Source organism: Burkholderia sp. AW49-1 (genome assembly GCF_053427845.1).
In genome coordinates this window covers 109,378-129,531 of sequence record NZ_JBSAXF010000003.1, presented here as the reverse complement: position 1 = coordinate 129,531, position 20,154 = coordinate 109,378, and the positions used below count along the sequence as shown (strand labels likewise).

Below are 20,154 nucleotides of genomic sequence, written 5' to 3'. Positions count from 1 at the left end.
ACCGGCGCGACACCGTGATCGTCAATAGCCGCTGGAACCCGCGCCGCCCGTACCGCCCGTACCGCCCGTACCGCCTGCGCCGCCGCCCGCACCCGTCGCGCCCGCCCCCGCGCTTCCGCCGCCATTGGAGCCGCCCGTGCTGCCGCTGCCGCCGGTGCCGGCACCGCTCGGGCCGCCCGGCTTGGTGCGCACATGCGGGCGCGCGTGCGAACGCATGGCGCGCGGCTCCTGCATGCGGGTCGCGGGCGGCGGCGCCGCCGTATTGCCGTTCGACATGCTGCCGCCGGTGCCCTGTGCCGATGTGTCCGGTGGCGACAGGATCGGCGCGCCGGTGCCCTCGTCGGAACGCTGCGAATTCTGTGCCCACGCGGCCGGTGCGGCCGCGACGAGTGCGAAGGCCGCGCACGCAAGGATCCGGCGCGCGCCAGATTTCGATTCGAATACTGGCTTCATGGAACGTTCTCCCTCAATGGAATGGCTCTGTTGTGGAATTTCCTGCGTCCCTGGTTCAGCAAGGCACGTGCCGTCGGCGACGCGCGGCACGCGATTTGCGCATTCCACGACCAGCCCCATCCCGATCCCGTACGGAGCCCTGTCATGCCTTCAGCTTCCGCTTCCCGTCCGCACGGCAAACGCGCGACGCGCCGCCCGGGCCGTGGACGCAGCAACGATCCGCATCACCGCAAACGCTGGTCCGCCGACGTCATGAAAAAGAGCGATGCACTGGACATCGAACCCGAGATCTTCAAGTCCGACGATCCGGGCGAGATCGCGGCGTCGCTCAAGCGCTCGGCCGAACACAGCCGCCGCCGCAAGGCGCCGCCGTTCCAGTCGGCGATGTCGATGCTCAACTTCTATCTGAACCGCGCAGGCCGCAACCTGCCGAAAACGCGCCGCGCGACCCTCGAACGCGCGAAGCGGAAACTGCGCGAGGCGTTCGGTCGCAAGCCCTGACGCGCCGCACCCGCTCCGTATCGACCCTTTCCACCTGCACGCATGCATGAAACGCTGTGGTACCTGATCGTCGGCGCGGTGCTGATGGGCATGGGCGTCGCGACCTCGGCGCTGCGTCACCTGCCGTGCAGCAGCGCGATGATCTATCTCGCACTCGGCGTCGCGCTGGGCCCGTCCGGCGCCGGGCTCCTGCATCTCGACATCGAACGCGACGCGTCGCTGTTGCGCGAGATCGTCGAGGTCGCGCTGCTGGTGTCGCTGTTCGCGATCGGGCTGAGGCTGCGCGTGCCGCTGTCCGACACGTTGTGGCTCGTGCCCTGCCGGCTCGGCTTGCTCGCGATGATCGTCACCGTGCCGCTGCTCGCCGGCTGCGCGGTGCTGACGCTCGGGCTCGGCTGGGGCCCCGCGCTGCTGCTCGCGGCGATCCTCGCGCCGACCGACCCGGTGCTCGCGCACGAAGTGCAGGTACACGATCCAGGCGACCGCGACCTGGTGCGCTTCGCGCTGTCCGGCGAAGGCGGGCTGAACGACGGCATCGCGCTGCCGTTCGCGCTCGCGGGCCTCGCGCTGTGCGGCGCGCCCGACACGCCGCACGCGCGGCCGGCGCTGACGGGCGCGTTCGCGCTGGCCACGCTATGGGGCATCGCGGGCGCGGCCGCGATCGGCGGCGTGCTCGGCGCGGCCGCCACCAAGGCGATCGGCTGGCTGCGCACCCGGCACGCGCAGGCGCTCGGCTTCGAAGGCTTCTTCGCGCTCGCGCTGATCGTGCTGTCGTTCGGTGCCGCGCAGCTCGCGAACACCTTCGGTTTCATCGCGACGTTCGCCGCGGGCGTCTCGATGCGCCGTGTCGAGCATCGCGCGAGCGGCGACCGGCGCCCGCGCGAAGTGATCGGCCGGATCGATTCGGAAGACGTGGTCGCGACCGAGAAGCATCCGGAGAAGGTGCACGCGTTCATGACCGAATCGGTGCTGGACTTCACGATCGAGCTCGAACGGATCGCCGAGGCGCTCATCATGACGATGATCGGCAGCGTGCTCGCGACGCTGTCGGCACCGCTCATGACGTGGGGCGCTATCGCGCTCGCCCTCGTGCTGTTCGTCGCCGTGCGGCCGCTCGCCGTGCTGCTGTCGCTGACCGGCTCGCACGCGACCCACGCGCAGCGGCGGCTGATGGCCTGGTTCGGGATACGCGGGATCGGCTCGTTCTATTACCTGCTGTTCGCGCTCGAACACGGGCCATCCAGCGCGGTGCGCCCGCTCGCGGCGCCGGTGCTGGCCGTCGTGTCGGCGTCGGTGATCGCGCACGGCGTATCCGCGACCCCGCTGATGGACTGGTATTACCGCCTGCAGCAGCGCCGGCGCTGACCGCGCCGGCGACGTCACGACCCGTCGAGTCGCGCGCGCATCTGCGCGGAGATGCGCTGCCGCGTGTCGTCGTAGCCTTCCCACGGATCGCGCTGGAGCCGGTCGAGCCGTTCGTGCAGCGTGGCGATCGTCCATTGCGCGCCGCCCGTCGTATCGGGCACCTCGTCCCAGCGCAGCGGCACCGACACGCCCATCCCGGGCCGCGCACGCGCCGAGTACGCCGCGATCGTGCTCGCACCGCGGCCGTTGCGCAGGTAATCGATGAAGATCTTGCCGCGACGATGACGCGGGCCCATCGTCGCGGTGAAACGGTCGGGCAGCGCGCTCGCGACGTGTTGCGCGACGGCGCGCGAGAAGTCCTTCACGTCGTCCCATCCGAGGTGCCGCGTGATCGGCACGACCACATGCAGCCCCTTGCCGCCGCTCGTCTTGCAGAACGACGCGAGCCCCAGCTCGTCGAGCAGTCCGCGCACCAGTTGCGCGGCCTCGATCATCGCGCTCCACGGCAGCGCGGGATCGGGATCGAGGTCGAACACGATCCGGTCGGGCCGCTCGATGTTCGACGCGTGCGCGTTCCACGTATGCAGTTCGATCGTGCCCATCTGCGCGGCGCCGAGCAGCGCGTCGACGCTGTCGAGCGACAGCAGCGGACCGTGCCCCGGATCGAGCCCGGCATGTTGCGTGACGAACGGAATCTCGCGGCGTTCCGCGTGCTTCTGGAAGAACAGCTCGCCGGCGATGTCGCCGGGCGCGCGCACGAGCGACACGGGTCGCCCCTTCAGGTCCGGCAACAGCCACGGCGCGACCCATTGCCAGTAATGCGCGAGATCGATCTTGCGCGTGCCGCTTCGCGGGTCGAGCACGCGGTCGGGATGGGTGATGCGCACGCGGCCGAGCTGATCCGGGCCGGCATCGGTGCCCGCCGTGCGGGTGGATGACCGTGAACGCGCGTGGTGTTCGCGGCCATTCGCTTCATGATCCGCGTGCGACGCGTGCTTGCGGAGATGTTTGTCGTCGTGCGTGGTTCGCTGTCGATCCATCGTCATCTCCGTTTTTGCATTTTCCGTCTGTTTCGGCACTTCGCGGACGATCTGCGTGGCCGGCTTGTCTTCGCGCAGCGCGATGAACGCGGCCTGCCGCACGATGCCGTCGCCGGTCCACTCCGCGAACTCGCATTCGGCGACGAGCGTCGGCTCGATCCAGTGCACGCGCGTGCGCGAGCGTTCGCGCGGCGGTGGATCGAACGGCGCTGTGTCGCGTTCGTGCTTGCGCAGGATCGCGGCAAGCCGGTCGAGCATGCGGGCGTCGAAGCCGGTGCCGACGCGGCCGACATAGCGCAGCGGTGTCGGCCCGCGCCGCCGCTTGCCGGCCGGCGCCGGTTCGTGCACGCCGAGCAGCAGCGCGCCGAAGCCGTGGCGGCTGCCCGACGGCTCGGTATAGCCGCCGATCACGAACTCCTGCCGACGCCGGCATTTGAGCTTGATCCACGCAGGCGAACGTCCGGCCCGGTAGCGCGAGTCCGCGCGCTTGCCGATCAGCCCTTCCAGGCCGGTATCGCATGCGCTCGCGATCAGCGACGCGACGTCGTCGCCGAGATCCGGCGAAAAGCGCAGTCGCGCGGGGTCGCTGTCGGCCAGCAGCGGTTCGAGCAGCGCACGGCGTGTGGTGAGCGGCGCGTCGCGCAGGTCGTAACCGTCAAGACACGGCAGATCGAATACGAACAGCGTGACTGCATCCGAGCGCCCCGCGCCGAGGGCGTTCTGCAGCGCCTGGAAATCGGGGAGGCCGTGCGCGCCGAGCACGACGGCCTCACCGTCGAGCCATGCGTCGTCGACGTCGAGCGCGGCAAGCGCATCGCGTTGCACGCGCAGCTTCGCGGTCCAGTCGCGGCCTTCGCGCGTCATCAGCTTCACATGCCGGCGTGTGCCCTTGCCCGCGATACGCGCGAGGATCCGGTAGCCGTCGAACTTCAGTTCGTAGCGCCAGTCGCCCTCGGCGGGCGGCCCGTCGACCAGCGTCGCGAGTTGCGGCGCGACGCGCTCCGGCAGCGGCGCGCGCACCGCGCCTTCGATCCCGGACGGATCGGCGGGCGTGCGGTCATGATCGTCGTGGTCGTCATGCCGCGTGCCCCGTCCATCGCGTTTTCCGGCCTTGTCGCCGCGGCCGCGCGGCGTCCGGCGCGCATGCTTCGGGCCGTCGGACGATTCCGCGCGCGCCGCAGACGCCGCGCCATCATGCACACTCCCCGGCCGCTCGCCGACGACGTCGAATTCGTCCGCGTCGCGCGCGTCGTCGTCGCGCTCCTTGATCAGCAGCCACTGCTCCTGTCGCCCCTGCTGGCGCCCGCTGCGCACGAGCGCCCAGCCGCCGTGCAGCTTTTCGCCGTCGAGCCGGAACGTGAGCTTGCCCGCGCGATAACCGTCACGTGCCTGCGCGAGGCCGCCGTCGGGCGTCCACGTGCCTTCGTCCCATACGACGACCGACCCCGCGCCGTAATGCCCGGCTGGAATCTCGCCTTCGAACGACGCATATTCGAGCGGATGATCCTCGACATGCACGGCGAGACGCTTCACCGACGGATCGAAGCTCGGCCCCTTCGGCACGGCCCACGACTTCAGCGTGCCGTCGAGTTCGAGCCTGAAATCGTAGTGCAAGCGCCGCGCATGATGCTCCTGGATCACGAAGCGCAGCGGATGGCCGGTGCCCGCGCGCGTGCGCCGGGCAGGTGCTGCATCCGCCTTCGCATGCCGACGTCCGCGCGCGCCTTCCGGTTCCGGCGTCGCGTCGAAGTGGCGTTTGCGACGATAGGGATCGAGCTTGCCGGGCATCGCATCACCTCGCTTCGCGCGGCGTCATGCGGCGTGCTTGCGGCGCGCGGTGGCTTTCTTCACCGCATGCTCGCCGTGCGCGGCACGTTTCGCGGCCGGCCGTTTCGCCGCCGCGGTTTTCGTGGCCGCGTCCTTCACCGCGGTTTTCGAAGCCGGTTTGTGGCGCCCGCCGCCGCGCGACGACGACGATGCCTCATCCGTATTCGCGTCCTCGTCGTCGCCCGCGTCGCGCAAATCCGCCGCACGCGCTCCGCCACCGCCCTTCAGGCTGCGTTTCAGCAACTCGGTGAGGTCGACCACGTTGGTCGCCGCCCGGCTCGTCTGCGCCGGCCGTTCCTCGATCTCCTCGATCTTGCCCGCGCGCACCTTGCGCTCGACCAGCTCGAGGATGTCGTCGCGGAACGTGTCGTGATACTCGTCGGGCATCCACTTGCCGGCCATGTCGTCGATCAGCTTCTTCGCCATGCCGAGTTCGCGCGCGGTCACGCCCGCGCCCTTCGCGTCGCCCGCCGGCACCGACAGTTCGCCGAGCGGCCGCAATTCCTCCTGCCAGCGCAGCGTGTCGAGCGCGAGCAGCGGCCCGACCGGAATCAGCGCACCGAGATGCTGCCGGTCGCGCATGACGACGAGCGCAATGCCGATCTTGCCGCTGTCCTTCAACGCGTCGCGCAGCAGCGCATAGACCTTCTCGCCCTTGCGGTCCGGCACGAGGTAGTACGGCGTGTCGAGATAGAGGAACGACACCGCGTCCTCGTCGACGAAGGTCAGGATGTCGACGGTCTGCGTGGATTCCGGGTTCGCCGCGCGGATTTCGTCGTCGGTCAGCACGACGTAGCGTTCCTTCTCGTATTCGTAGCCGCGCACGATGTCCTCACGCGTGACTTCCTTGCCGGTGCGCTTGTTGATCTGCCGGTAGCCGACCGGATCCATCGAGCGCTTGTCGAGCAGACGGAACGACGGCTTCACGGTGCGCGTCGCGGGAAACAGCTGCACGGGCACATGAACGAGCCCGAAGCTGATCGCGCCTTTCCAAATCATCCGCGGTGCCATGCTGTCCTCCTTGCCGCTTGCACGCTCGTCCGGCGAATCGGCTCTCCCGTGCGACGCTTCGCACGCCGGCGCGCACGTCCTTGTACCGGCCCGCTGAAGGACGGCGGCGTGCCGCGCCGCGTCGTGGCGCACCCGGCGCCGTCACGGGAAAACGGGCGGGCCGCGCGGCGCCTGCCGTGACCGCCCGCTGCGGTGTTGCGGTGAGCGGCTGCCGCGCCGTCAGGGCGCGCGCAGCGCGCGATCGAGTTCGTCGCGCGTCACGTCGAGCGCGACGCTGCATTCGATCTCGGCGTCCTCGACGCGCGGTTTCTGTTCATCGACCGCGCGCCGCGCCATGTCGCACACATGGGTCCGGACGCGCAACCGGTCAGCCGTACCGAGCGATGCATAGCGCGTGAGCACGTCGGGATCGAAACGCAGGTCGACCGCGCAGCGCCATTGACGTGCGTCGTCATCGGACGGCACCCGCACCCACGACACCTGGATCGTCAGTCGCCCGGACGCGTCGTCCGCATGCACGACGAGCGTGGACTGCGACGGGAATCCGTTCGCGAGCGCATGTTCGAGTTCCGCGATGCGCTGCGAACGGTCGGGGGCGATCGTCATCGGCGCACGACTCCCAGCAGCAGCGTGACCAGAAAGATCACGACGAAGATGTAGAACAGGATCTTCGCGATCTCGGCCGCGCCTGCCGCGATGCCGCCGAAGCCGAACACGGCGGCGATGATCGCGATGATGAAGAAGATGATGGCGTATCGAAGCATGAATGCCTCCTGGAGTCCTGAATAACGGCGATCGTCGGCGCTGGTCGCCACCGATCAAGAATCGTGCTTGTGCCTGGGTTTGCCGTGCGCCGGCGTCGAGGCCATTTTTTCGAGTTCCTTCTCGCTCATCGACTTGGCCATCGACTTCGCAGGCGGCTTCAGGTCCTTCATCTTGGTGTCGCCGCGCTTGGCCGACAAGGCGGCCCCCGCGGCACGCTGCTGGGCCTGGGATTTGGCTGGCATGGCTTTTCCTCCTCTCGGTGGTGCGCGCGGACATCGCGATTGGCGAGCCGCACGCGGTTCGGACGGTATCGTCATGCGGCGTCGCGCCGACGCAGTTCAGCGGGCGGAATCTTCATCGCCTGGCGATACTTGGTCACCGTCCGACGCGCAAGAAGGATGCCGCGCCCCGCGAGGTTCTGCGCGAGCGCGACGTCCGACAGCGGATCGGTGTGGCGCTCGGCCGCGATCATGTCGCGGATCAGCACCTTCGCGGCCGACGCCGAGCACACACCCTTGCCGGCTGCTTCCAGCTTGCGCGGGAAGAAATGCTTGAACTCGAACGTGCCGTGCGGCGTTGCCATGTACTTGTTGCCCGTCGCGCGCGACACGGTCGATTCGTGCAGGTCGAGCGCCTCGGCGATGTCGCGCAGCACCAGCGGCTTCATCGCGATCTCGCCGTAGCGGAAGAAATCGCGCTGCCGCTCGACGATGCATTCGCCGACACGCTGGATCGTATCGAAGCGCTTCTGCACGTTGCGGATCAGCCAGCGCGCTTCCTGCAACTGCTGGCCGAGCGGCGAATCGCGCTCGCCGCTCGACTGCGCGAACAAGGTTGCATAGCGCTCGTGCAGCCGCGCGCGCGGCAGCACGGCCGGATTGATCGTCACGATCCATTCGTCGCGCACCTGGCGCACGATCACGTCGGGAATCACGTAGTCGCCGCGTGTGCTGCCGTAGTGATTGCCGGGACGCGGATCGAGCGTGCGCACCAGCGCGCAAGCGGCCTGCATCGTCGACTGGCTGCAGCCCAGGCGTCGCTGGATTTCCGCCGTCTCGCGCCGCGCGAGCCGTTCGAGGTGCTCACGCGCGATCGCTTTCGCCTCCGCGAGCGCCGGCGTGCCGGCCGGGATCGCATCGAGTTGCAGCACCAGGCATTCGGACACCGAGCGTGCGGCGATACCCGGACGGTCCAGCATCTGCACGAGCCGCAGCGCGACCGCGAGATCCTGTTCCGACAGCAGCAGCGCGGGATCGGCGGCGACCAGCAGCTCGGCCAGTTCCTGACGCAGATAGCCGTCCTCGTCGAGCGCATCGATCACGATGCGCGCCGCCTCGCGGTCGCGCTTGTTCAGCGGATAAAGGCGCAGTGCATCGTGCAATTGCTGGTGCAGCGACGGCTCGGCCGCCATCCACTCGCCGGGCGACAGGTCGCTCGCGTCGTCGGCCTGGCGGCTCGTGCCGCGCGGCGCCGGAGCGGCCGTATACGACACCTCGCCGTCAGGCGGACGCACGTCCTCGCGCTCGGGCGGCGGCTCGGGCGGTGCGGCTTCGGCGGTCGGTTCGGGCGCATCGGCGGCGGCTTCGTCGTCGCCCTGGCCATCTTCGAGAAACGGATTCGAGTCGAGCGCCTGCCGCAATTCCTGCTGGAATTCGAGCGAAGACAACTGCAGCAGGCGAAGCGACTGCTGAAGCCTCGGCGTGAGTGCCAGATGCTGTCGCATCTGGAGCGCAAGCGTGACGGACATCGATGCCCTCCTGACGGTGTGCGGAATTGCGTTCGGACGAATTCACGCAGCTTCCATGCCAAGGCGGCGAAGCCCCCTCCGTCGCGGCTTTCGCGGGTTCGCACCCCGCGGGCGGCAGTTTTGGGCGCCGCCTTTTTACAAGTGCCGGCAAGTTAGGGGCACGGAATTCGCGCCGGGCGGGCACACCGGCAACGCGCCGGCGTTGCCGTGCGCGGCCGCCGCGCGTCAATACTGCATCGGCGGCGGCGTGCCCGGCATCGTCGGGCCGCCCTGCACGCCGTTCGGGCCCGGCGGCGGCACGTCGGCCGATTCACCGCCGGCCGCACCCGCCGGCAGCGTGTTGTAGGGCGACGGACGGGTGTCATAGCGCGTATTCGCGTCCGGCATCGTCGTGGTCGGCGACGCACCATGGCCGTCCGGCGGCGCCGGCGGCGCGCCGCGCGCGCCGTAAGGGCCTTGCGGTTGCGTGCATGCACCCAGCGCGCACGCGGCGGCGAACGCACAGGCGCCCACACGCATCGTCTGGATCGGTTTCATCGGAATCCTCCGTTGAGTCGGCGGCAGCGGGCCGGCCGTGGCGACACGGCTCAGAGCCGGTTGAAATGAAAATCGCCGGCATACGCGTTCGGCGCGCGGCGCGCCATCATCGTGTCGAATTCGGCGGCGACACGGGCCAGCGCGCCGCGTTGCCGCTCGGTACCGGCCTGCTCGAGCGCCGTGAATGCGTCGGCGTCGAAGGTGACGGTCAGCGACGCCGGATGGCCATCGACACGAAAGCCGAAATGCAATGCGCCGGCCGGCTGCTCCTCGACATGGAACGGCATCGCGCGCGCCTCGAAATGGCGGCCGAACGTCTCGGCCACGTCGCGCAGCATGCCGGGCTTCACGCGGATGCTCATCGTGGCCCCTCCTTGAATCAGATGAACGTGAATCGGATGAACGCCACCGGCGGCACGCCCGTCGGCAGCACGTGGATCGGCGGCTCCCGCGTCGGCGGCTCGCGTTCCGGTGGCGGCTGCATTGGCGGATCGCCTTCCGGATCGTGATACGGCTCGGGCGTGCCGGGCGGCAGGTCGTCCGGCGGCGGTTCGGGGTCCGGCTCGACGTCGGGAATCACCGGCTCGGGCCGGTGCAGCGACTGAGCCGGATTTCGGTCGGCGTCTCGGTTCATGGCATTCGTTCGTTGCGCTGTCGTGACAGCATCGGATTGCGGCACGTTCGCCGCTCGATGCGCTACACACTCGGTGGCCGCAAGCCGCGTGCCGGTCTTTCGTGCCGCTTTTCACCGGTCGACGCGCGAAGGCGCGGGCCGCCGCCCGGCGCGACGTGCATTCGCTACACCGCGCGCTGCAATTCTTTCAAGGCCATCGCGTTACCCGTCGTACGCAGCCATCACGAGCCACAACTCGTGGTCGTCGTCGCGCACCCGCGCGGCGAGCGCATACGGATCGGCCGGCTCGCACGCGCGCTGCAGCGCGAAGCGCGCCGGCTCGGTCGAGCCAAAGGTCTCGTCGAGCGGCCGCACGTCGGCCTTGCCTTCGAACATGCGGCGATCGGGCCGGTAAATCAGCGGCTCCTGTTTCCACGTGATGAAGTGGCTCTTCACGGACTCGAAGCCACCGCCGCAGACGTTGATTTCATAGCGCACTCCCGGCCGCCGTTTCGGAATCGTCATCGTGCCCTCCCGTTCGATGTGCGTGTGCATGCGGCGCGTGGCGCCGCGTGTTGTCGTCGTTGCTGCCGACATGGCAAGTCGCGTGCCGCCGCCATGCAGCGGGCACGGCCGTTGCGCGATGAGCGCCTCATCGTCACCGACACGGAGGCATGGCATGAAGGATTCGACCCGTTCCGGCCGCGACGCGCCGTCGCACGAACCGCATCCCGACCCGTCGCCGCCGCTGAAGGACCAGGACCACACGAAGACGCGCCACTCGGAGCGGCATATCGACGAGCAGCTGGAGGACACGTTCCCCGCGAGCGATCCGCCGGCGACCGGCGGCGTCACGCGCATCGAGCCCGACACGCCGCCGGGCACGCACGACGACGGCCCCTGGCAGGACCCGGCCAAGCGCCGCGACGAATGACCGTCGGCGATTCGACGAACACGCGTGCCGAACGGCACACCGCTTGCTGACCCGTATGGCCCGGACTCAAACCTGCAAGGAGGACTTCATGCATCGCGTCAACGAAATCATGTCGCAGGACGTCGTGCGCATCGCGCCGACCGACTCGATCCGTCATGCGGCGCAACTGATGGAGCGCTATGACATCGGCGCGCTGCCCGTGTGCGACAACAACCGGCTGATCGGCATGGTCACGGACCGCGACCTCGCGGTGCGCGCAATCTCGGCCGGCAAGCCGCCGGAGACGCGGATCCACGAAGTCGCGTCGGGCCCGATCGAATGGTGTTTCGAGGACGATTCGCTGGACGAGATCCAGCACTACATGGCCGACGCGCAACTGCGCCGCCTGCCCGTCGTCGATCACGACAAGCGCCTCGTCGGCATGCTGTCGCTCGCGGACATTGCGACACGCACGGCCGGCCCCGCGCGCGACGACGTCGCGAACACGCTCGAAGGCGTGTCGCAACCGAAGCGTACGTGACGGGGCGATCCTCGCCCTGCCCGACAACCCCGCGCGACCCGCAGGGCCCATCCCGGGCACGGTCGCGCTCCACGCAACCAGGAGGACAACCATGCAGACTTCCGATCGAGGACAGACGCGCATCATCGGCAAGGGCGCCGCGACGGCGGCCGGCCCGGGCCCCGACGTGATGGCGGCCGACACGCTGGAAGGCGACAAGGTCTACACGACCGACGGCGACGACGTCGGCAAGATCAAGGACATCATGCTCGACGTGCGCTCCGGCCGCGTCGCGTACGCCGTGCTGTCGAGCGGCGGCGTGCTCGGCATCGGCGACAAGCTGCTCGCGATCCCGTGGAGCGCGCTCACGCTCGATACCGAACGCAAGTGTTTCCTGCTGTCGGTGTCGTCGGAGCGGATCCGCAACGCGCCGGGCTTCGACAAGGACCACTGGCCGGCGATGGCCGACCCGCAATGGGCCGAGCCGCTGCACGAGTTCTACGGCAGCGCCCCGTACTGGAGCGCGGGCGACGAGCTCGGGCTCACCGATCCGACCGAGGAACTGAACGATCCGCGCACGCGCGGGCGGCACTGACCGTTCGTGATTTGCCGGTGGTTCAGGCGACGGGCCCCGCGAATGCGGGGCCGTACATTCAAGCCCCTGCGGATCGCTCTATCGGTTCGGCGAGATGGGCCAACCCGAGACCCTCGAGCACCTGCGCCTGAATCGATGCTGCTTGAGCGTTGAGTGCGTCGGCGCCGAATGACTGCCCCACGACCAAACGCGACGGGCGCGTGCCCTTCGCTTGCTCGACGAGCCGCACGATTGCGTCGGCGACATCGTGCGGATCCGGCGCGTGGTCGCTCGCGAACAGCGCCATCAACGTCTCGACCATCTTGTCCGGAATCGCGCCGGCCTCACCGTAACCAGGCGCGCGCGCGGAGTCGGCTGGCCGCTGTGCGCTGGCGAAAATATTCGTCGGATAGTTGCTGGGTTGAACGAGAACCGTGTCGACACCCAGCGTCGACAGCTCGTAGCGGTAGCTGTCGGTCAGGGCTTCAATCGCGAACTTCGATGCGCCATAAAGCCCGAAGAACGGAAACGTCACGCGGCCGAGTATCGAGCCGATGTTCACGATCAGGCCTTCGCGCTGTTTCCTGAACGTCGGCAGCACCGCCCTCATCATTCGCTGGATGCCGAATACATTCACGTCGAAGAGTGCCTGTAACTGTGTTGTCGTGAACGCCTCGGAAATACCGGCCGATCCGATACCTGCGTTGTTGATGAGGGCGTCGAGACGACCGGCATTGTCCAGCACGAACGCTACGCCACGCTCGACGGAAGCATCGTCCGTCACGTCGAGTTCGATGACGTGCACGCCTTTTGCTCGAAGGGCATCGGTATGCGGCCGGTTTCGGCCGGCGATGTCGCGCATCGACGCGAATACCCGATGCCCCGCAGCGGAGAGCGTCTCCGCAGTGTCGCGGCCGAAGCCGCTGCTGGCTCCGGTTATCAGAATATTGTTGGCCATGTTGAGTGTTCCCCTGAAGTTAGAGAGCCGCGACCGAATCCGCGTGAGCCTGTTCGATGCGGTTGAGATGAAACGGACGACGTAATTGGAAACCCAGGCGCTCATACAACCGAATCGCGGAAACGTTGTCGCTGAATACGTGCAGAAACGGTGTTTCGCCGCGCTGCTCGATTTCCCGTTGCAAGACGCTCACAAGCCGACCGGCGTGTCCCTTTCCGCGATGCTCGTCATCCACGCAGACGGCGCTGATTTCGACGTACCCTTCGATGCGCATTCGTTCACCGGCCATTGCAACGAGACGCCCCCGTTCGCGAATTCCGATGTAATTGCCCATGGCGATCGTCCGCTTGCCGAAAGGTCCGGGCTTGGTTTTCCGGGCCAGTTCGAGCATATCGTCCGCATCGGCGGAGCCAAGCCGAACGACTTCGTCGTTGTCCGTCCTTCCTGCGTTGCGATGCGGGGCGATCATCTGATGGATCACGCCCATATGCGTCGTGTGAAATCCGTCGACTGGGCCAATCGGTTCGACAGACAGCAACGCGACCTGCTCGTGAGGCCGCAGAAGCGGTTGGAGCGCGCGGTATGCGGAGACCGTTTCGGCAGCCAGCGCGGCAAAAGGCGCGACGTCGGGATGGTAGCGCCGCGCGAGCGCGTCGCCTTGTCCGAGGTGCGCCTGCTTCGTCGTGAGGGCCGACCAGACGGGAGCGTCGAGGCCAGTAAGTTCCGAATCGCTCATGCTTTTTCCCTTTGCCAGGCAGCTGAAATCTTCACCGTATTGCGATGCAGTCTAGGTTTTTCCAGGAAAGCGGGCTATAGTCGCAAATGACATTAATGGATGCATTTACGACATGAAATTATCCATCCTCGCGCTCGAGGGGCTCTTCGACACCGGCCTTACGGTGCTGCTGGATACGTTCGCGATGGCCAACGAACTGGCTGCTGCCCAGGGCTTTGCCGCGCCGCCCTTCGACGTCGGGGTGGTGGGCATGCGCAGACGCGTCCGTACCGCACATGGACTGTCCATGAAGGTGGAACCGGCAAGCAGCGTGCGCCATGTCGACTGGGTGGTCGTGCCCGCGCCCGGCATCAGGCAGCCGGAGCGCTTGATCGAGGCGCTGGAGCGGCCGGACGTGCGCGATGCAATCGCGCATCTTCGTGCGTGGCATGCCGATGGCGTCGGCGTCGCCGCCGCCTGCATCGGTACGTTCGTGCTGGCGGAAGCCGGGCTTCTGGACAATCGCGAGGCGACGACCACCTGGTCACTCTCGCCTTTCTTTCGTCAACGTTATCCGGCGGTGGATTTGAATGATTCGCATATGGTCGTCGCCGCGGACCGCTTGGTGACGGCGGGGTCGGCCATGGGCCATCTCGACCTTGCGCTGTGGCTGCTGCGTCAAGCCAGCCCTGAACTGGCCACGCTCGTTGCACGCTTCATGCTGATCGACAAGCGTTCGTCACAGGCCGAATACATCATTCCGGACTACCTCGCACACGCCGATCCGTTGGTCGCGCGATTCGAGCGATGGGCTCGCGAGAATCTTGCAGAGGGATTTTCGCTTCAGACGGCGGCAGCCGCATTGGCCGTTGGACCACGCACGTTGCAGCGCCGTACCGAGGCGGTACTTGGGAAATCGCCATTGGCGTTCTTCCAGGATCTGCGAATCGAACGGGCGCAGAGTCTCGTGTCGATGGGTTACAACCTGGAGACGATCGCGAGCGAGGTTGGCTACGCGGATTCGGCGACGTTGCGTGCCTTGTTGCGTCGCAGGCTCGGCCGCGGGGTGCGGGAATTGCGTGCCAACAATCGGTAGCGCCCCCCGTGCGGGCCGGCATTGTTCCCCCAACGGTATGAGCCGCGTTCTTGAAGGCCGTCGCCACGCCGACAGCGTCGCCGCCATACGCTGCGAACGGCAAAGCAAGCTTGCGCGGGCCGCGCCTGAACCGCACTAGCGCATGCGGCCGCGCCCGTGAGGGCCCGTCAGCTCGACCACGAAGTCCAGGAACGCGCGAGTCTTCGCCGGCACGTGGTGGCGCGACGGGTAGTACGCGTATAACGGATACCGCTCGTCGGCCCATTCGGGAAAGAGATTGATCAACTGGCCGTCGGCGATCAGGGGCTCGGCGCCCAATAGCAGCATCTGCGCGATTCCAGAACCGGCGACGCACGCGTTGAGCAGCGCGCCGGGATCGTTGACCGTGAGGCGCCCCCGGGTGTCGACCACGATGCGTTTGCGCCCGCGATGGAATTCCCACGTGAACGGCTTGCCTGTTTCGGGATTGCGAAATTCAAGGCATCGGTGGTTTCGGCTTTCAAGGTCCTCGGGTTTTGCCGGTCGTCCGCGCCGAGCGAGATACGACGGCGCTGCAACCGTCACGACGGCGGTATCGAGCAACTTCCTCGCGATCAGGCTGGATGTGCGCGGTTCGCCGAATCGCACGGCGAGGTCGAAGCCGTCCATGACGAGATCGCCCAGGCTGTCTCGCGCGATGAGTTCGATATCGAGTTCGGGATGCGCGTCCATGAATGCATCGAGTCGTTGCCCGAGAATGGCCCGGTAGACGACGGGATCCAGATTGATTCTCAGCTTTCCGCGCACGGCGGAGGCACCGCCTGCGGCGGCCGCGGCTGCTTCCTCGAGCCCGGCGAGATGGGGCATGACCTGCTCGTAAAAACGGCGGCCCTCTTCGGTCAGCGAGACGGAGCGCGTCGTTCGGTTGAAAAGCCGGACGCCCAGCCTTCTTTCCAGCCGCGCAATCGCACGACTGACGCCTGGCGGCGTCATGCCTATTACTTCGGACGCAGCCGCAAACGTTCCGGCATCGACCACGGCCGCGAACACGCTAATGCTGCCGGACAGCTTCTCGCTACTGGATCTCATGGTTGCTCGATGAAATACGGGTGGCCGATCGCGAGCGACCCACTGAAAGCCGACACGCCAACGCCGCGCAGTGCCGCAATGCCGGGCGTCTGCGGCGATCATGCCGAATTGGTGACGCGTTGTCACTTATCTGATGCCATCCATGTCGTTTTGTTTCGCTCGGCGTTTGTCCAGAATGCGACCGGCGTATTCACACATGGAGAATGAGCAATGTATGCAATCACGGGAATCACCGGCAAGGTCGGCGGCGCACTGGCGAGCGAACTGCTGGCCTCGGGCGAGTCGGTGCGCGCAGTCGTGCGCGACGCGGCGCGGGCGGCGGTATGGGCGGAGCGCGGGTGCGAGATCGCGACCGCCTTCATGGATGACCCTTCGTCGCTCGTCGACGCATTCGCAGGCGCGGCGGGCGTTTTCATCCTGCCACCGCCAGTGTTCGATCCGGAGCCCGGGTTTCCCGAAGCGCGGAAAGTGATCGAGGCCGTGTCCGCCGCGCTTCTGAAGGCGCGCCCCGAACGGGTCGTTAGCCTGTCGACGATCGGCGCGCAGGCTGACGAGTTCAATCTGCTCACGCAACACACGCAGATGGAGCAGGCGCTGCGCCAGATGCCGATGCCGGTGACGTTCCTGCGGCCCGGCTGGTTCATGGAGAACGCCGCGTGGGATGTCGCGTCCGCGCGCGACGAGGGGGTCGTCGCCAGTTACCTGCAGCCGCTCGACAAGCCCGTGCCGATGGTCGCCACCGCGGACGTCGGTCGCGTTGCGGCAGAACTGCTCCAGCAGACGTGGCACGGTGTGCGTGTCGTCGAGCTCGAGGGCCCGCGCCGCGTTAGCCCCGGCGAACTCGCACTGGCCTTCGCGCGCGTCCTGGGCCGGCAGGTGCGCGCGGAAGTCGTCGACAGGCGAACGTGGGAGGCACTGTTCCGCGCGCAGGGCATGAAGCATCCGCTACCCCGCATGCGCATGCTGGACGGCTTCAACGAAGGCTGGATCGATTTCGACAGCCATCCTGATGAAATTTTGCGCGGCCACGTCGCACTGGATAGTGTTCTGAGCGAGCTTGTGTCGCGCACGGTCTGAATGGACGCGGTGGGGACGCATGGCGCGTTTGAGCTGCGCCCCCTTTCCATCGTCGCGATCGAACGGCCGCCCGACTCCATGTCGCGCGAGTGTCGTGATTGTCGCTATTAATGTCATTTATGACCATGGCGCACGGCGCCGTCGCGAGGCTAGACTGCGAAGCATTTCCAGCATCCGCAGATTCCTCCTGCGCCTTCAGTCCAATAGAGGCCAACCCGATGACGTTTTCGCCAGAACTTCACCTGCTGACGCTGACCGTAATTGCGACGCTGCTGATGTGGATTCCGTACATGCTTGCGAGAATCACGACGCGTGGGCTGATGGCGGCCTTGAACAATCCGGATCCGTCCTGCCCGGCCGATCCGCCGTGGGCAGAACGCGCACGTCGCGCGCATGCAAACGCGGTCGAGAATCTGGCCGTGTTCGCGCCGCTCGTGTTGATGTGCGCAATGACAGGCGCGAGCAGTGCGGCGACCGTGTTCTCGGCCAAGCTCTACCTGGGTGCGCGGCTGGTTCACTACATCGTGTATGCCGCAGGCATTCCGGTCGTCCGCACGGTCGCTTTCCTGACCGGCTTCGCGGCGACGCTCACATTCGCCGTTGCGTTGCTCCAACGCGCGGGCTAATCGCTGCCGCTGTGCTCCACCTGTTCACCTGTTTCAGAGGTCACCATGAAATCGACTCCGCGCAACATCCTTGACACGATCGGTAACACGTCACTGGTCCCGTTGCGAAACGTTGTTCCCAAGAACGGCGCGCGCCTTTTCGTCAAGCTGGAAAGCCAGAATCCGACGGGTAGCATGAAGGATCGGATCGCCCTCGAGATGATCGAAGCGCCGGAGCGCGATGGGCGCCTGAAGCCCGGCGGCGCAGTGGTCGAATACACCGGCGGCAGCACGGGCGTGTCGCTGGCGCTGGTATGTGGCGTCAAGCGGCATCCGCTGCATCTAGTTTCATCGGATGCGTTTTCGAAGGAGAAACTGGATCACATGCGCTTATTGGGCGCGAAGCTGACAATCGTCCCAAGCGACAACGGCAAGCAAACCGAGAAGCTGACGAAGGACATGATTCGCGAGGCGCATCGAATTGCCGGCGAGACGGGCGCATACATCACGGCGCAGATGGAAAACACCGATCAGCTCAACGCCTATACGAAGATGGCTGACGAGATATGGGAGCAGACCGGCGGTCATCTCGACGGCTTCGTCCAGAGCGTAGGCACGGCTGCGTCGCTGCGCGGAATTTCGCGGCGCTTGCGCGAGCACGATGCATGCATTCGGATCGTCGGTGTGGAGCCGGCAGAATCGGCGGTGTTGTCGGGTGGCTCCACCGGGGCGCACAAGATTGACGGGATCGGTGCGGGTTATGTCGTGCCGCTTTGGCACGACGGTATCGCCGACGAACTCGAGCGTGTCTCCACGGAGGAGGCGAAAGCCATGGCGTTCCGACTGGCCGCTGAAGAGGGGCTTTTCTGCGGTACGTCGACTGGCGCCAACGTAACCGGCGCATTGCGACTCGCCGAACGGCTTGGCCCGGACGCCACGATCGTGACGATCATGTGCGACACGGGCATGAAGTACCTTAATTCGTTCGCGCAAACGATGCGCTGATTGCCCTTTGATGCTCGTCGCGGAGCAGGCAGGTGCGTGGTGCCGCGTAGGGAACCTCCCGTGCAAATCGGGCGTGAGCCGACTGGCCGGTCGGCCGCGTTCGGTACGGGGTGGCTCGAGCGTCTACTTTCGCTAGCAAAGCAGTCACAAGCGTTTATCAGCGGAGCGTCCGCTTAGGGTCGGCAAGCGACGACCACGGAAATCCACGAAGACCCTTTTTTTTGGCTCTTTGACGGATCCCGGCGCCGGCCCAATCCACCGAGGCCGGCGTCGCCCGCCGCCGGCCTTGCATGCGTCCGGCGCGCCGCGCCGCCCGATTGATAACCATACAACATCAATCCTTCCAAAAATCGCACTTATCGTTTGCCCGTCTCCGGGCGAATATTGCCGAAACGACAATCGATCGCTCCCTGCGCATTTCCTGCATTCTCTGGAGACACCCTGATGCACCCCTCGCACAGCCTTCCGACCGCACGGTCGAAGGCCGCCGCGGTATTCCGCGTGACGGCCGGCAACTTCCTCGAGCAGTTCGACTTCTTCCTGTTCGGCTTCTACGCAACCCAGATCTCCGCCGTATTCTTTCCCGCCGCGAGCGAGTTCGCGTCGCTGATGATGACCTTCGCCGTCTTCGGCGCCGGCTTCCTGATGCGGCCGCTGGGCGCGATCGTGCTGGGTGCGTACATCGACGACGTGGGCCGCCGCAAGGGCCTGATCGTCACGCTGGCGATCATGGCGAGCGGCACGATCCTGATCGCGTTCGTGCCGGGCTACGCGACGATCGGCCTGCTCGCGCCCGTGCTCGTGCTGGTCGGGCGCCTGCTGCAGGGCTTTTCGGCGGGCGCCGAGCTCGGCGGCGTATCGGTCTATCTCGCCGAGATGGCCACGCCCGGCCGCAAGGGCTTCTACACGAGCTGGCAGTCCGCCAGCCAGCAGGTCGCGATCGTCGTCGCGGCCGGCCTCGGCTTCGCGCTCAATCACTGGCTGAGCACGTCGGCCATCGCCTCGTGGGGCTGGCGCGTGCCGTTCTTCGTCGGCTGCATGATCGTGCCGTTCATCTTCATGCTGCGCCGCAACCTCGAGGAAACGCAGGCGTTCAAGGCCCGCAAGCATCGTCCGGGCATGAAGGAAGTGTTCGCTACGCTGGCGCGGAACTGGGGCGTCGTGGTTGCCGGCATGATGCTGGTCGCGATGACCACCGCGAGCTTCTACCTCATCACCGTCTACGCACCGACCTTCGGCAAGACGGTCCTGCACCTGAGCACGGCCGACAGCCTGCTCGTGACGCTGTGCGTCGGCGTGTCGAACTTCGTTTGGCTGCCGATCGGCGGCGCCCTGTCCGATCGCATCGGCCGCCGGCCGCTGCTCGTCGGCATGACGCTGCTCGCGATTACCACCGCGTACCCGGCGCTGTCCCTGCTCGCTCATGCGCCATCGTTCGTCAACATGCTCCTCGTGCTCCTGTGGCTGTCGTTCATGTACGGGATCTACAACGGTGCGATGGTCGTCGCCCTGACGGAAGTGATGCCCGTCGAGGTGCGCGTGGCGGGTTTCTCGCTCGCCTACAGCCTCGCCACGGCCGTGTTCGGCGGCTTTACGCCGGCCATCTCGACGGCGCTCATTCACATGACCGGCGACAAGGCCGCGCCCGGTTACTGGATGAGCCTCGCCGCGGTGTGCGCGCTGCTCGCGACGTTCGCCCTGTATCGCCGGCAGACGGCCACGCTGACGCCGGCGCACTGAAGCCTCATGCCGAACGACCCGTCC

24 protein-coding genes are annotated in these 20,154 nt (G+C 66.9%); 10 read left to right on the top strand and 14 right to left on the bottom strand.

What is annotated here, in order from left to right; genetic code table 11:
* Window positions 1-21 precede the first annotated feature (21 nt).
* Window positions 22-453, bottom strand: coding sequence for a hypothetical protein (locus tag ACV22W_RS07140; protein ID WP_448018547.1), 432 nt, complete (start codon window positions 451-453; stop codon window positions 22-24).
* Between the two features lie 144 nt (window positions 454-597).
* Between ACV22W_RS07140 and ACV22W_RS07135 the strand changes: the two genes are divergently transcribed.
* Together ACV22W_RS07135 and ACV22W_RS07130 are read left to right on the top strand one after the other, a co-directional pair.
* Window positions 598-954 (top strand): DUF3175 domain-containing protein, encoded by a 357-nt coding sequence (locus ACV22W_RS07135; protein ID WP_448018546.1) that lies wholly within the window; start codon window positions 598-600, stop codon window positions 952-954.
* A gap of 42 nt (window positions 955-996) precedes the next feature.
* Window positions 997-2,319: a cation:proton antiporter gene (locus ACV22W_RS07130; protein WP_448018545.1), complete on the top strand. Its 1,323-nt coding sequence runs from the start codon at window positions 997-999 to the stop codon at window positions 2,317-2,319.
* Between the two features lie 14 nt (window positions 2,320-2,333).
* Here the strand turns inward: ACV22W_RS07130 and ligD are convergent, their stop codons facing one another.
* The 10 genes from ligD to ACV22W_RS07080 all read right to left on the bottom strand — a co-directional run bounded on the left by ligD (window position 2,334) and on the right by ACV22W_RS07080 (window position 10,384).
* A complete protein-coding gene (gene ligD / locus ACV22W_RS07125; protein ID WP_448018544.1) occupies window positions 2,334-5,147 on the bottom strand; it encodes a DNA ligase D in 2,814 nt (937 codons plus the stop codon).
* Window positions 5,148-5,171: 24 nt separating this feature from the next.
* Complete coding sequence (gene ku / locus ACV22W_RS07120) at window positions 5,172-6,197, bottom strand: non-homologous end joining protein Ku (RefSeq protein WP_448018543.1); 1,026 nt, start codon at window positions 6,195-6,197, stop codon at window positions 5,172-5,174.
* A gap of 219 nt (window positions 6,198-6,416) precedes the next feature.
* Window positions 6,417-6,803 (bottom strand): DUF3022 domain-containing protein, encoded by a 387-nt coding sequence (locus tag ACV22W_RS07115; RefSeq protein WP_448018542.1) that lies wholly within the window; start codon window positions 6,801-6,803, stop codon window positions 6,417-6,419.
* Window positions 6,800-6,961, bottom strand: coding sequence for a DUF1328 family protein (locus ACV22W_RS07110; protein ID WP_006767422.1), 162 nt, complete (start codon window positions 6,959-6,961; stop codon window positions 6,800-6,802). Before ACV22W_RS07110 ends, ACV22W_RS07115 begins: the two co-directional genes overlap by 4 nt.
* A 54-nt stretch (window positions 6,962-7,015) precedes the next feature.
* Window positions 7,016-7,204 carry a DUF3008 family protein gene (locus tag ACV22W_RS07105; RefSeq protein ID WP_059536983.1) on the bottom strand — a complete coding sequence of 63 codons (189 nt, stop codon included), beginning with the start codon at window positions 7,202-7,204 and terminating at the stop codon, window positions 7,016-7,018.
* Between the two features lie 71 nt (window positions 7,205-7,275).
* Window positions 7,276-8,709 carry an RNA polymerase factor sigma-54 gene (locus ACV22W_RS07100; protein ID WP_448018541.1) on the bottom strand — a complete coding sequence of 478 codons (1,434 nt, stop codon included), beginning with the start codon at window positions 8,707-8,709 and terminating at the stop codon, window positions 7,276-7,278.
* 225 nt (window positions 8,710-8,934) lie between these two features.
* Window positions 8,935-9,246, bottom strand: a complete 312-nt coding sequence (locus ACV22W_RS07095) for a hypothetical protein (RefSeq protein ID WP_448018540.1) — start codon at window positions 9,244-9,246, stop codon at window positions 8,935-8,937.
* A 50-nt stretch (window positions 9,247-9,296) separates the two neighbouring features.
* A complete protein-coding gene (locus ACV22W_RS07090) occupies window positions 9,297-9,608 on the bottom strand; it encodes a hypothetical protein (protein ID WP_448018539.1) in 312 nt (103 codons plus the stop codon).
* Between the two features lie 17 nt (window positions 9,609-9,625).
* Entirely contained in the window at window positions 9,626-9,880 is a 255-nt protein-coding gene (locus ACV22W_RS07085; protein ID WP_448018538.1) for a hypothetical protein, read from the bottom strand.
* Window positions 9,881-10,081: 201 nt separating this feature from the next.
* Window positions 10,082-10,384, bottom strand: coding sequence for a hypothetical protein (locus ACV22W_RS07080; protein WP_448018537.1), 303 nt, complete (start codon window positions 10,382-10,384; stop codon window positions 10,082-10,084).
* A gap of 154 nt (window positions 10,385-10,538) precedes the next feature.
* Here ACV22W_RS07080 and ACV22W_RS07075 point away from each other — a divergent pair, with 154 nt between their 5' ends.
* The 3 genes from ACV22W_RS07075 to ACV22W_RS07065 all read left to right on the top strand — a co-directional run bounded on the left by ACV22W_RS07075 (window position 10,539) and on the right by ACV22W_RS07065 (window position 11,887).
* A complete protein-coding gene (locus ACV22W_RS07075) occupies window positions 10,539-10,793 on the top strand; it encodes a hypothetical protein (RefSeq protein WP_448018536.1) in 255 nt (84 codons plus the stop codon).
* An 88-nt stretch (window positions 10,794-10,881) separates the two neighbouring features.
* Window positions 10,882-11,313, top strand: coding sequence for a CBS domain-containing protein (locus tag ACV22W_RS07070; protein ID WP_059537001.1), 432 nt, complete (start codon window positions 10,882-10,884; stop codon window positions 11,311-11,313).
* 91 nt (window positions 11,314-11,404) lie between these two features.
* Window positions 11,405-11,887 carry a PRC-barrel domain-containing protein gene (locus tag ACV22W_RS07065; RefSeq protein WP_059537005.1) on the top strand — a complete coding sequence of 161 codons (483 nt, stop codon included), beginning with the start codon at window positions 11,405-11,407 and terminating at the stop codon, window positions 11,885-11,887.
* Window positions 11,888-11,945: 58 nt separating this feature from the next.
* Here the strand turns inward: ACV22W_RS07065 and ACV22W_RS07060 are convergent, their stop codons facing one another.
* Both ACV22W_RS07060 and ACV22W_RS07055 read right to left on the bottom strand, forming a co-directional pair.
* On the bottom strand, window positions 11,946-12,824 hold the full coding sequence (locus tag ACV22W_RS07060; protein ID WP_448018535.1) for an SDR family oxidoreductase: 879 nt from the start codon (window positions 12,822-12,824) through the stop codon (window positions 11,946-11,948).
* A 19-nt stretch (window positions 12,825-12,843) separates the two neighbouring features.
* The gene (locus ACV22W_RS07055) at window positions 12,844-13,560 is read right to left on the bottom strand and encodes a GNAT family N-acetyltransferase (RefSeq protein ID WP_448018534.1); all 717 of its coding nucleotides are present in this window, start codon (window positions 13,558-13,560) and stop codon (window positions 12,844-12,846) included.
* Between the two features lie 112 nt (window positions 13,561-13,672).
* Between ACV22W_RS07055 and ACV22W_RS07050 the strand changes: the two genes are divergently transcribed.
* The gene (locus ACV22W_RS07050) at window positions 13,673-14,635 is read left to right on the top strand and encodes a GlxA family transcriptional regulator (protein WP_448018533.1); all 963 of its coding nucleotides are present in this window, start codon (window positions 13,673-13,675) and stop codon (window positions 14,633-14,635) included.
* Between the two features lie 135 nt (window positions 14,636-14,770).
* Here ACV22W_RS07050 and ACV22W_RS07045 read toward each other — a convergent pair whose 3' ends face one another.
* Entirely contained in the window at window positions 14,771-15,703 is a 933-nt protein-coding gene (locus ACV22W_RS07045) for a LysR family transcriptional regulator (protein WP_448018532.1), read from the bottom strand.
* A gap of 210 nt (window positions 15,704-15,913) precedes the next feature.
* Between ACV22W_RS07045 and ACV22W_RS07040 the strand changes: the two genes are divergently transcribed.
* The 4 genes from ACV22W_RS07040 (at window position 15,914) to tcuC (ending at window position 20,130) form a co-directional block, all read left to right on the top strand.
* The gene (locus ACV22W_RS07040; protein ID WP_448018531.1) at window positions 15,914-16,780 is read left to right on the top strand and encodes an NmrA family NAD(P)-binding protein; all 867 of its coding nucleotides are present in this window, start codon (window positions 15,914-15,916) and stop codon (window positions 16,778-16,780) included.
* 218 nt (window positions 16,781-16,998) lie between these two features.
* Window positions 16,999-17,406 (top strand): MAPEG family protein, encoded by a 408-nt coding sequence (locus ACV22W_RS07035; RefSeq protein WP_448018530.1) that lies wholly within the window; start codon window positions 16,999-17,001, stop codon window positions 17,404-17,406.
* A 45-nt stretch (window positions 17,407-17,451) separates the two neighbouring features.
* Window positions 17,452-18,390, top strand: coding sequence for a PLP-dependent cysteine synthase family protein (locus ACV22W_RS07030; RefSeq protein WP_448018529.1), 939 nt, complete (start codon window positions 17,452-17,454; stop codon window positions 18,388-18,390).
* A 444-nt stretch (window positions 18,391-18,834) separates the two neighbouring features.
* Window positions 18,835-20,130, top strand: coding sequence for a tricarballylate/proton symporter TcuC (tcuC, locus tag ACV22W_RS07025; RefSeq protein ID WP_448018528.1), 1,296 nt, complete (start codon window positions 18,835-18,837; stop codon window positions 20,128-20,130).
* Window positions 20,131-20,154 lie beyond the last annotated feature (24 nt).

Excerpts from the sequence above, each read along its gene's own strand:
- ACV22W_RS07140 (WP_448018547.1), bottom strand. The coding sequence starts at position 453 with ATGAAGCCAGTATTCGAATCGAAATCTGGCGCGCGCCGGATCCTTGCG.
- ACV22W_RS07135 (WP_448018546.1), top strand. The coding sequence starts at position 598 with ATGCCTTCAGCTTCCGCTTCCCGTCCGCACGGCAAACGCGCGACGCGC.
- ACV22W_RS07130 (WP_448018545.1), top strand. The coding sequence starts at position 997 with ATGCATGAAACGCTGTGGTACCTGATCGTCGGCGCGGTGCTGATGGGC.
- ligD (WP_448018544.1), bottom strand. The coding sequence starts at position 5,147 with ATGCCCGGCAAGCTCGATCCCTATCGTCGCAAACGCCACTTCGACGCG.
- ku (WP_448018543.1), bottom strand. The coding sequence starts at position 6,197 with ATGGCACCGCGGATGATTTGGAAAGGCGCGATCAGCTTCGGGCTCGTT.
- ACV22W_RS07115 (WP_448018542.1), bottom strand. The coding sequence starts at position 6,803 with ATGACGATCGCCCCCGACCGTTCGCAGCGCATCGCGGAACTCGAACAT.
- ACV22W_RS07110 (WP_006767422.1), bottom strand. The coding sequence starts at position 6,961 with ATGCTTCGATACGCCATCATCTTCTTCATCATCGCGATCATCGCCGCC.
- ACV22W_RS07105 (WP_059536983.1), bottom strand. The coding sequence starts at position 7,204 with ATGCCAGCCAAATCCCAGGCCCAGCAGCGTGCCGCGGGGGCCGCCTTG.
- ACV22W_RS07100 (WP_448018541.1), bottom strand. The coding sequence starts at position 8,709 with ATGTCCGTCACGCTTGCGCTCCAGATGCGACAGCATCTGGCACTCACG.
- ACV22W_RS07095 (WP_448018540.1), bottom strand. The coding sequence starts at position 9,246 with ATGAAACCGATCCAGACGATGCGTGTGGGCGCCTGTGCGTTCGCCGCC.
- ACV22W_RS07090 (WP_448018539.1), bottom strand. The coding sequence starts at position 9,608 with ATGAGCATCCGCGTGAAGCCCGGCATGCTGCGCGACGTGGCCGAGACG.
- ACV22W_RS07085 (WP_448018538.1), bottom strand. The coding sequence starts at position 9,880 with ATGAACCGAGACGCCGACCGAAATCCGGCTCAGTCGCTGCACCGGCCC.
- ACV22W_RS07080 (WP_448018537.1), bottom strand. The coding sequence starts at position 10,384 with ATGACGATTCCGAAACGGCGGCCGGGAGTGCGCTATGAAATCAACGTC.
- ACV22W_RS07075 (WP_448018536.1), top strand. The coding sequence starts at position 10,539 with ATGAAGGATTCGACCCGTTCCGGCCGCGACGCGCCGTCGCACGAACCG.
- ACV22W_RS07070 (WP_059537001.1), top strand. The coding sequence starts at position 10,882 with ATGCATCGCGTCAACGAAATCATGTCGCAGGACGTCGTGCGCATCGCG.
- ACV22W_RS07065 (WP_059537005.1), top strand. The coding sequence starts at position 11,405 with ATGCAGACTTCCGATCGAGGACAGACGCGCATCATCGGCAAGGGCGCC.
- ACV22W_RS07060 (WP_448018535.1), bottom strand. The coding sequence starts at position 12,824 with ATGGCCAACAATATTCTGATAACCGGAGCCAGCAGCGGCTTCGGCCGC.
- ACV22W_RS07055 (WP_448018534.1), bottom strand. The coding sequence starts at position 13,560 with ATGAGCGATTCGGAACTTACTGGCCTCGACGCTCCCGTCTGGTCGGCC.
- ACV22W_RS07050 (WP_448018533.1), top strand. The coding sequence starts at position 13,673 with ATGAAATTATCCATCCTCGCGCTCGAGGGGCTCTTCGACACCGGCCTT.
- ACV22W_RS07045 (WP_448018532.1), bottom strand. The coding sequence starts at position 15,703 with ATGAGATCCAGTAGCGAGAAGCTGTCCGGCAGCATTAGCGTGTTCGCG.
- ACV22W_RS07040 (WP_448018531.1), top strand. The coding sequence starts at position 15,914 with ATGTATGCAATCACGGGAATCACCGGCAAGGTCGGCGGCGCACTGGCG.
- ACV22W_RS07035 (WP_448018530.1), top strand. The coding sequence starts at position 16,999 with ATGACGTTTTCGCCAGAACTTCACCTGCTGACGCTGACCGTAATTGCG.
- ACV22W_RS07030 (WP_448018529.1), top strand. The coding sequence starts at position 17,452 with ATGAAATCGACTCCGCGCAACATCCTTGACACGATCGGTAACACGTCA.
- tcuC (WP_448018528.1), top strand. The coding sequence starts at position 18,835 with ATGCACCCCTCGCACAGCCTTCCGACCGCACGGTCGAAGGCCGCCGCG.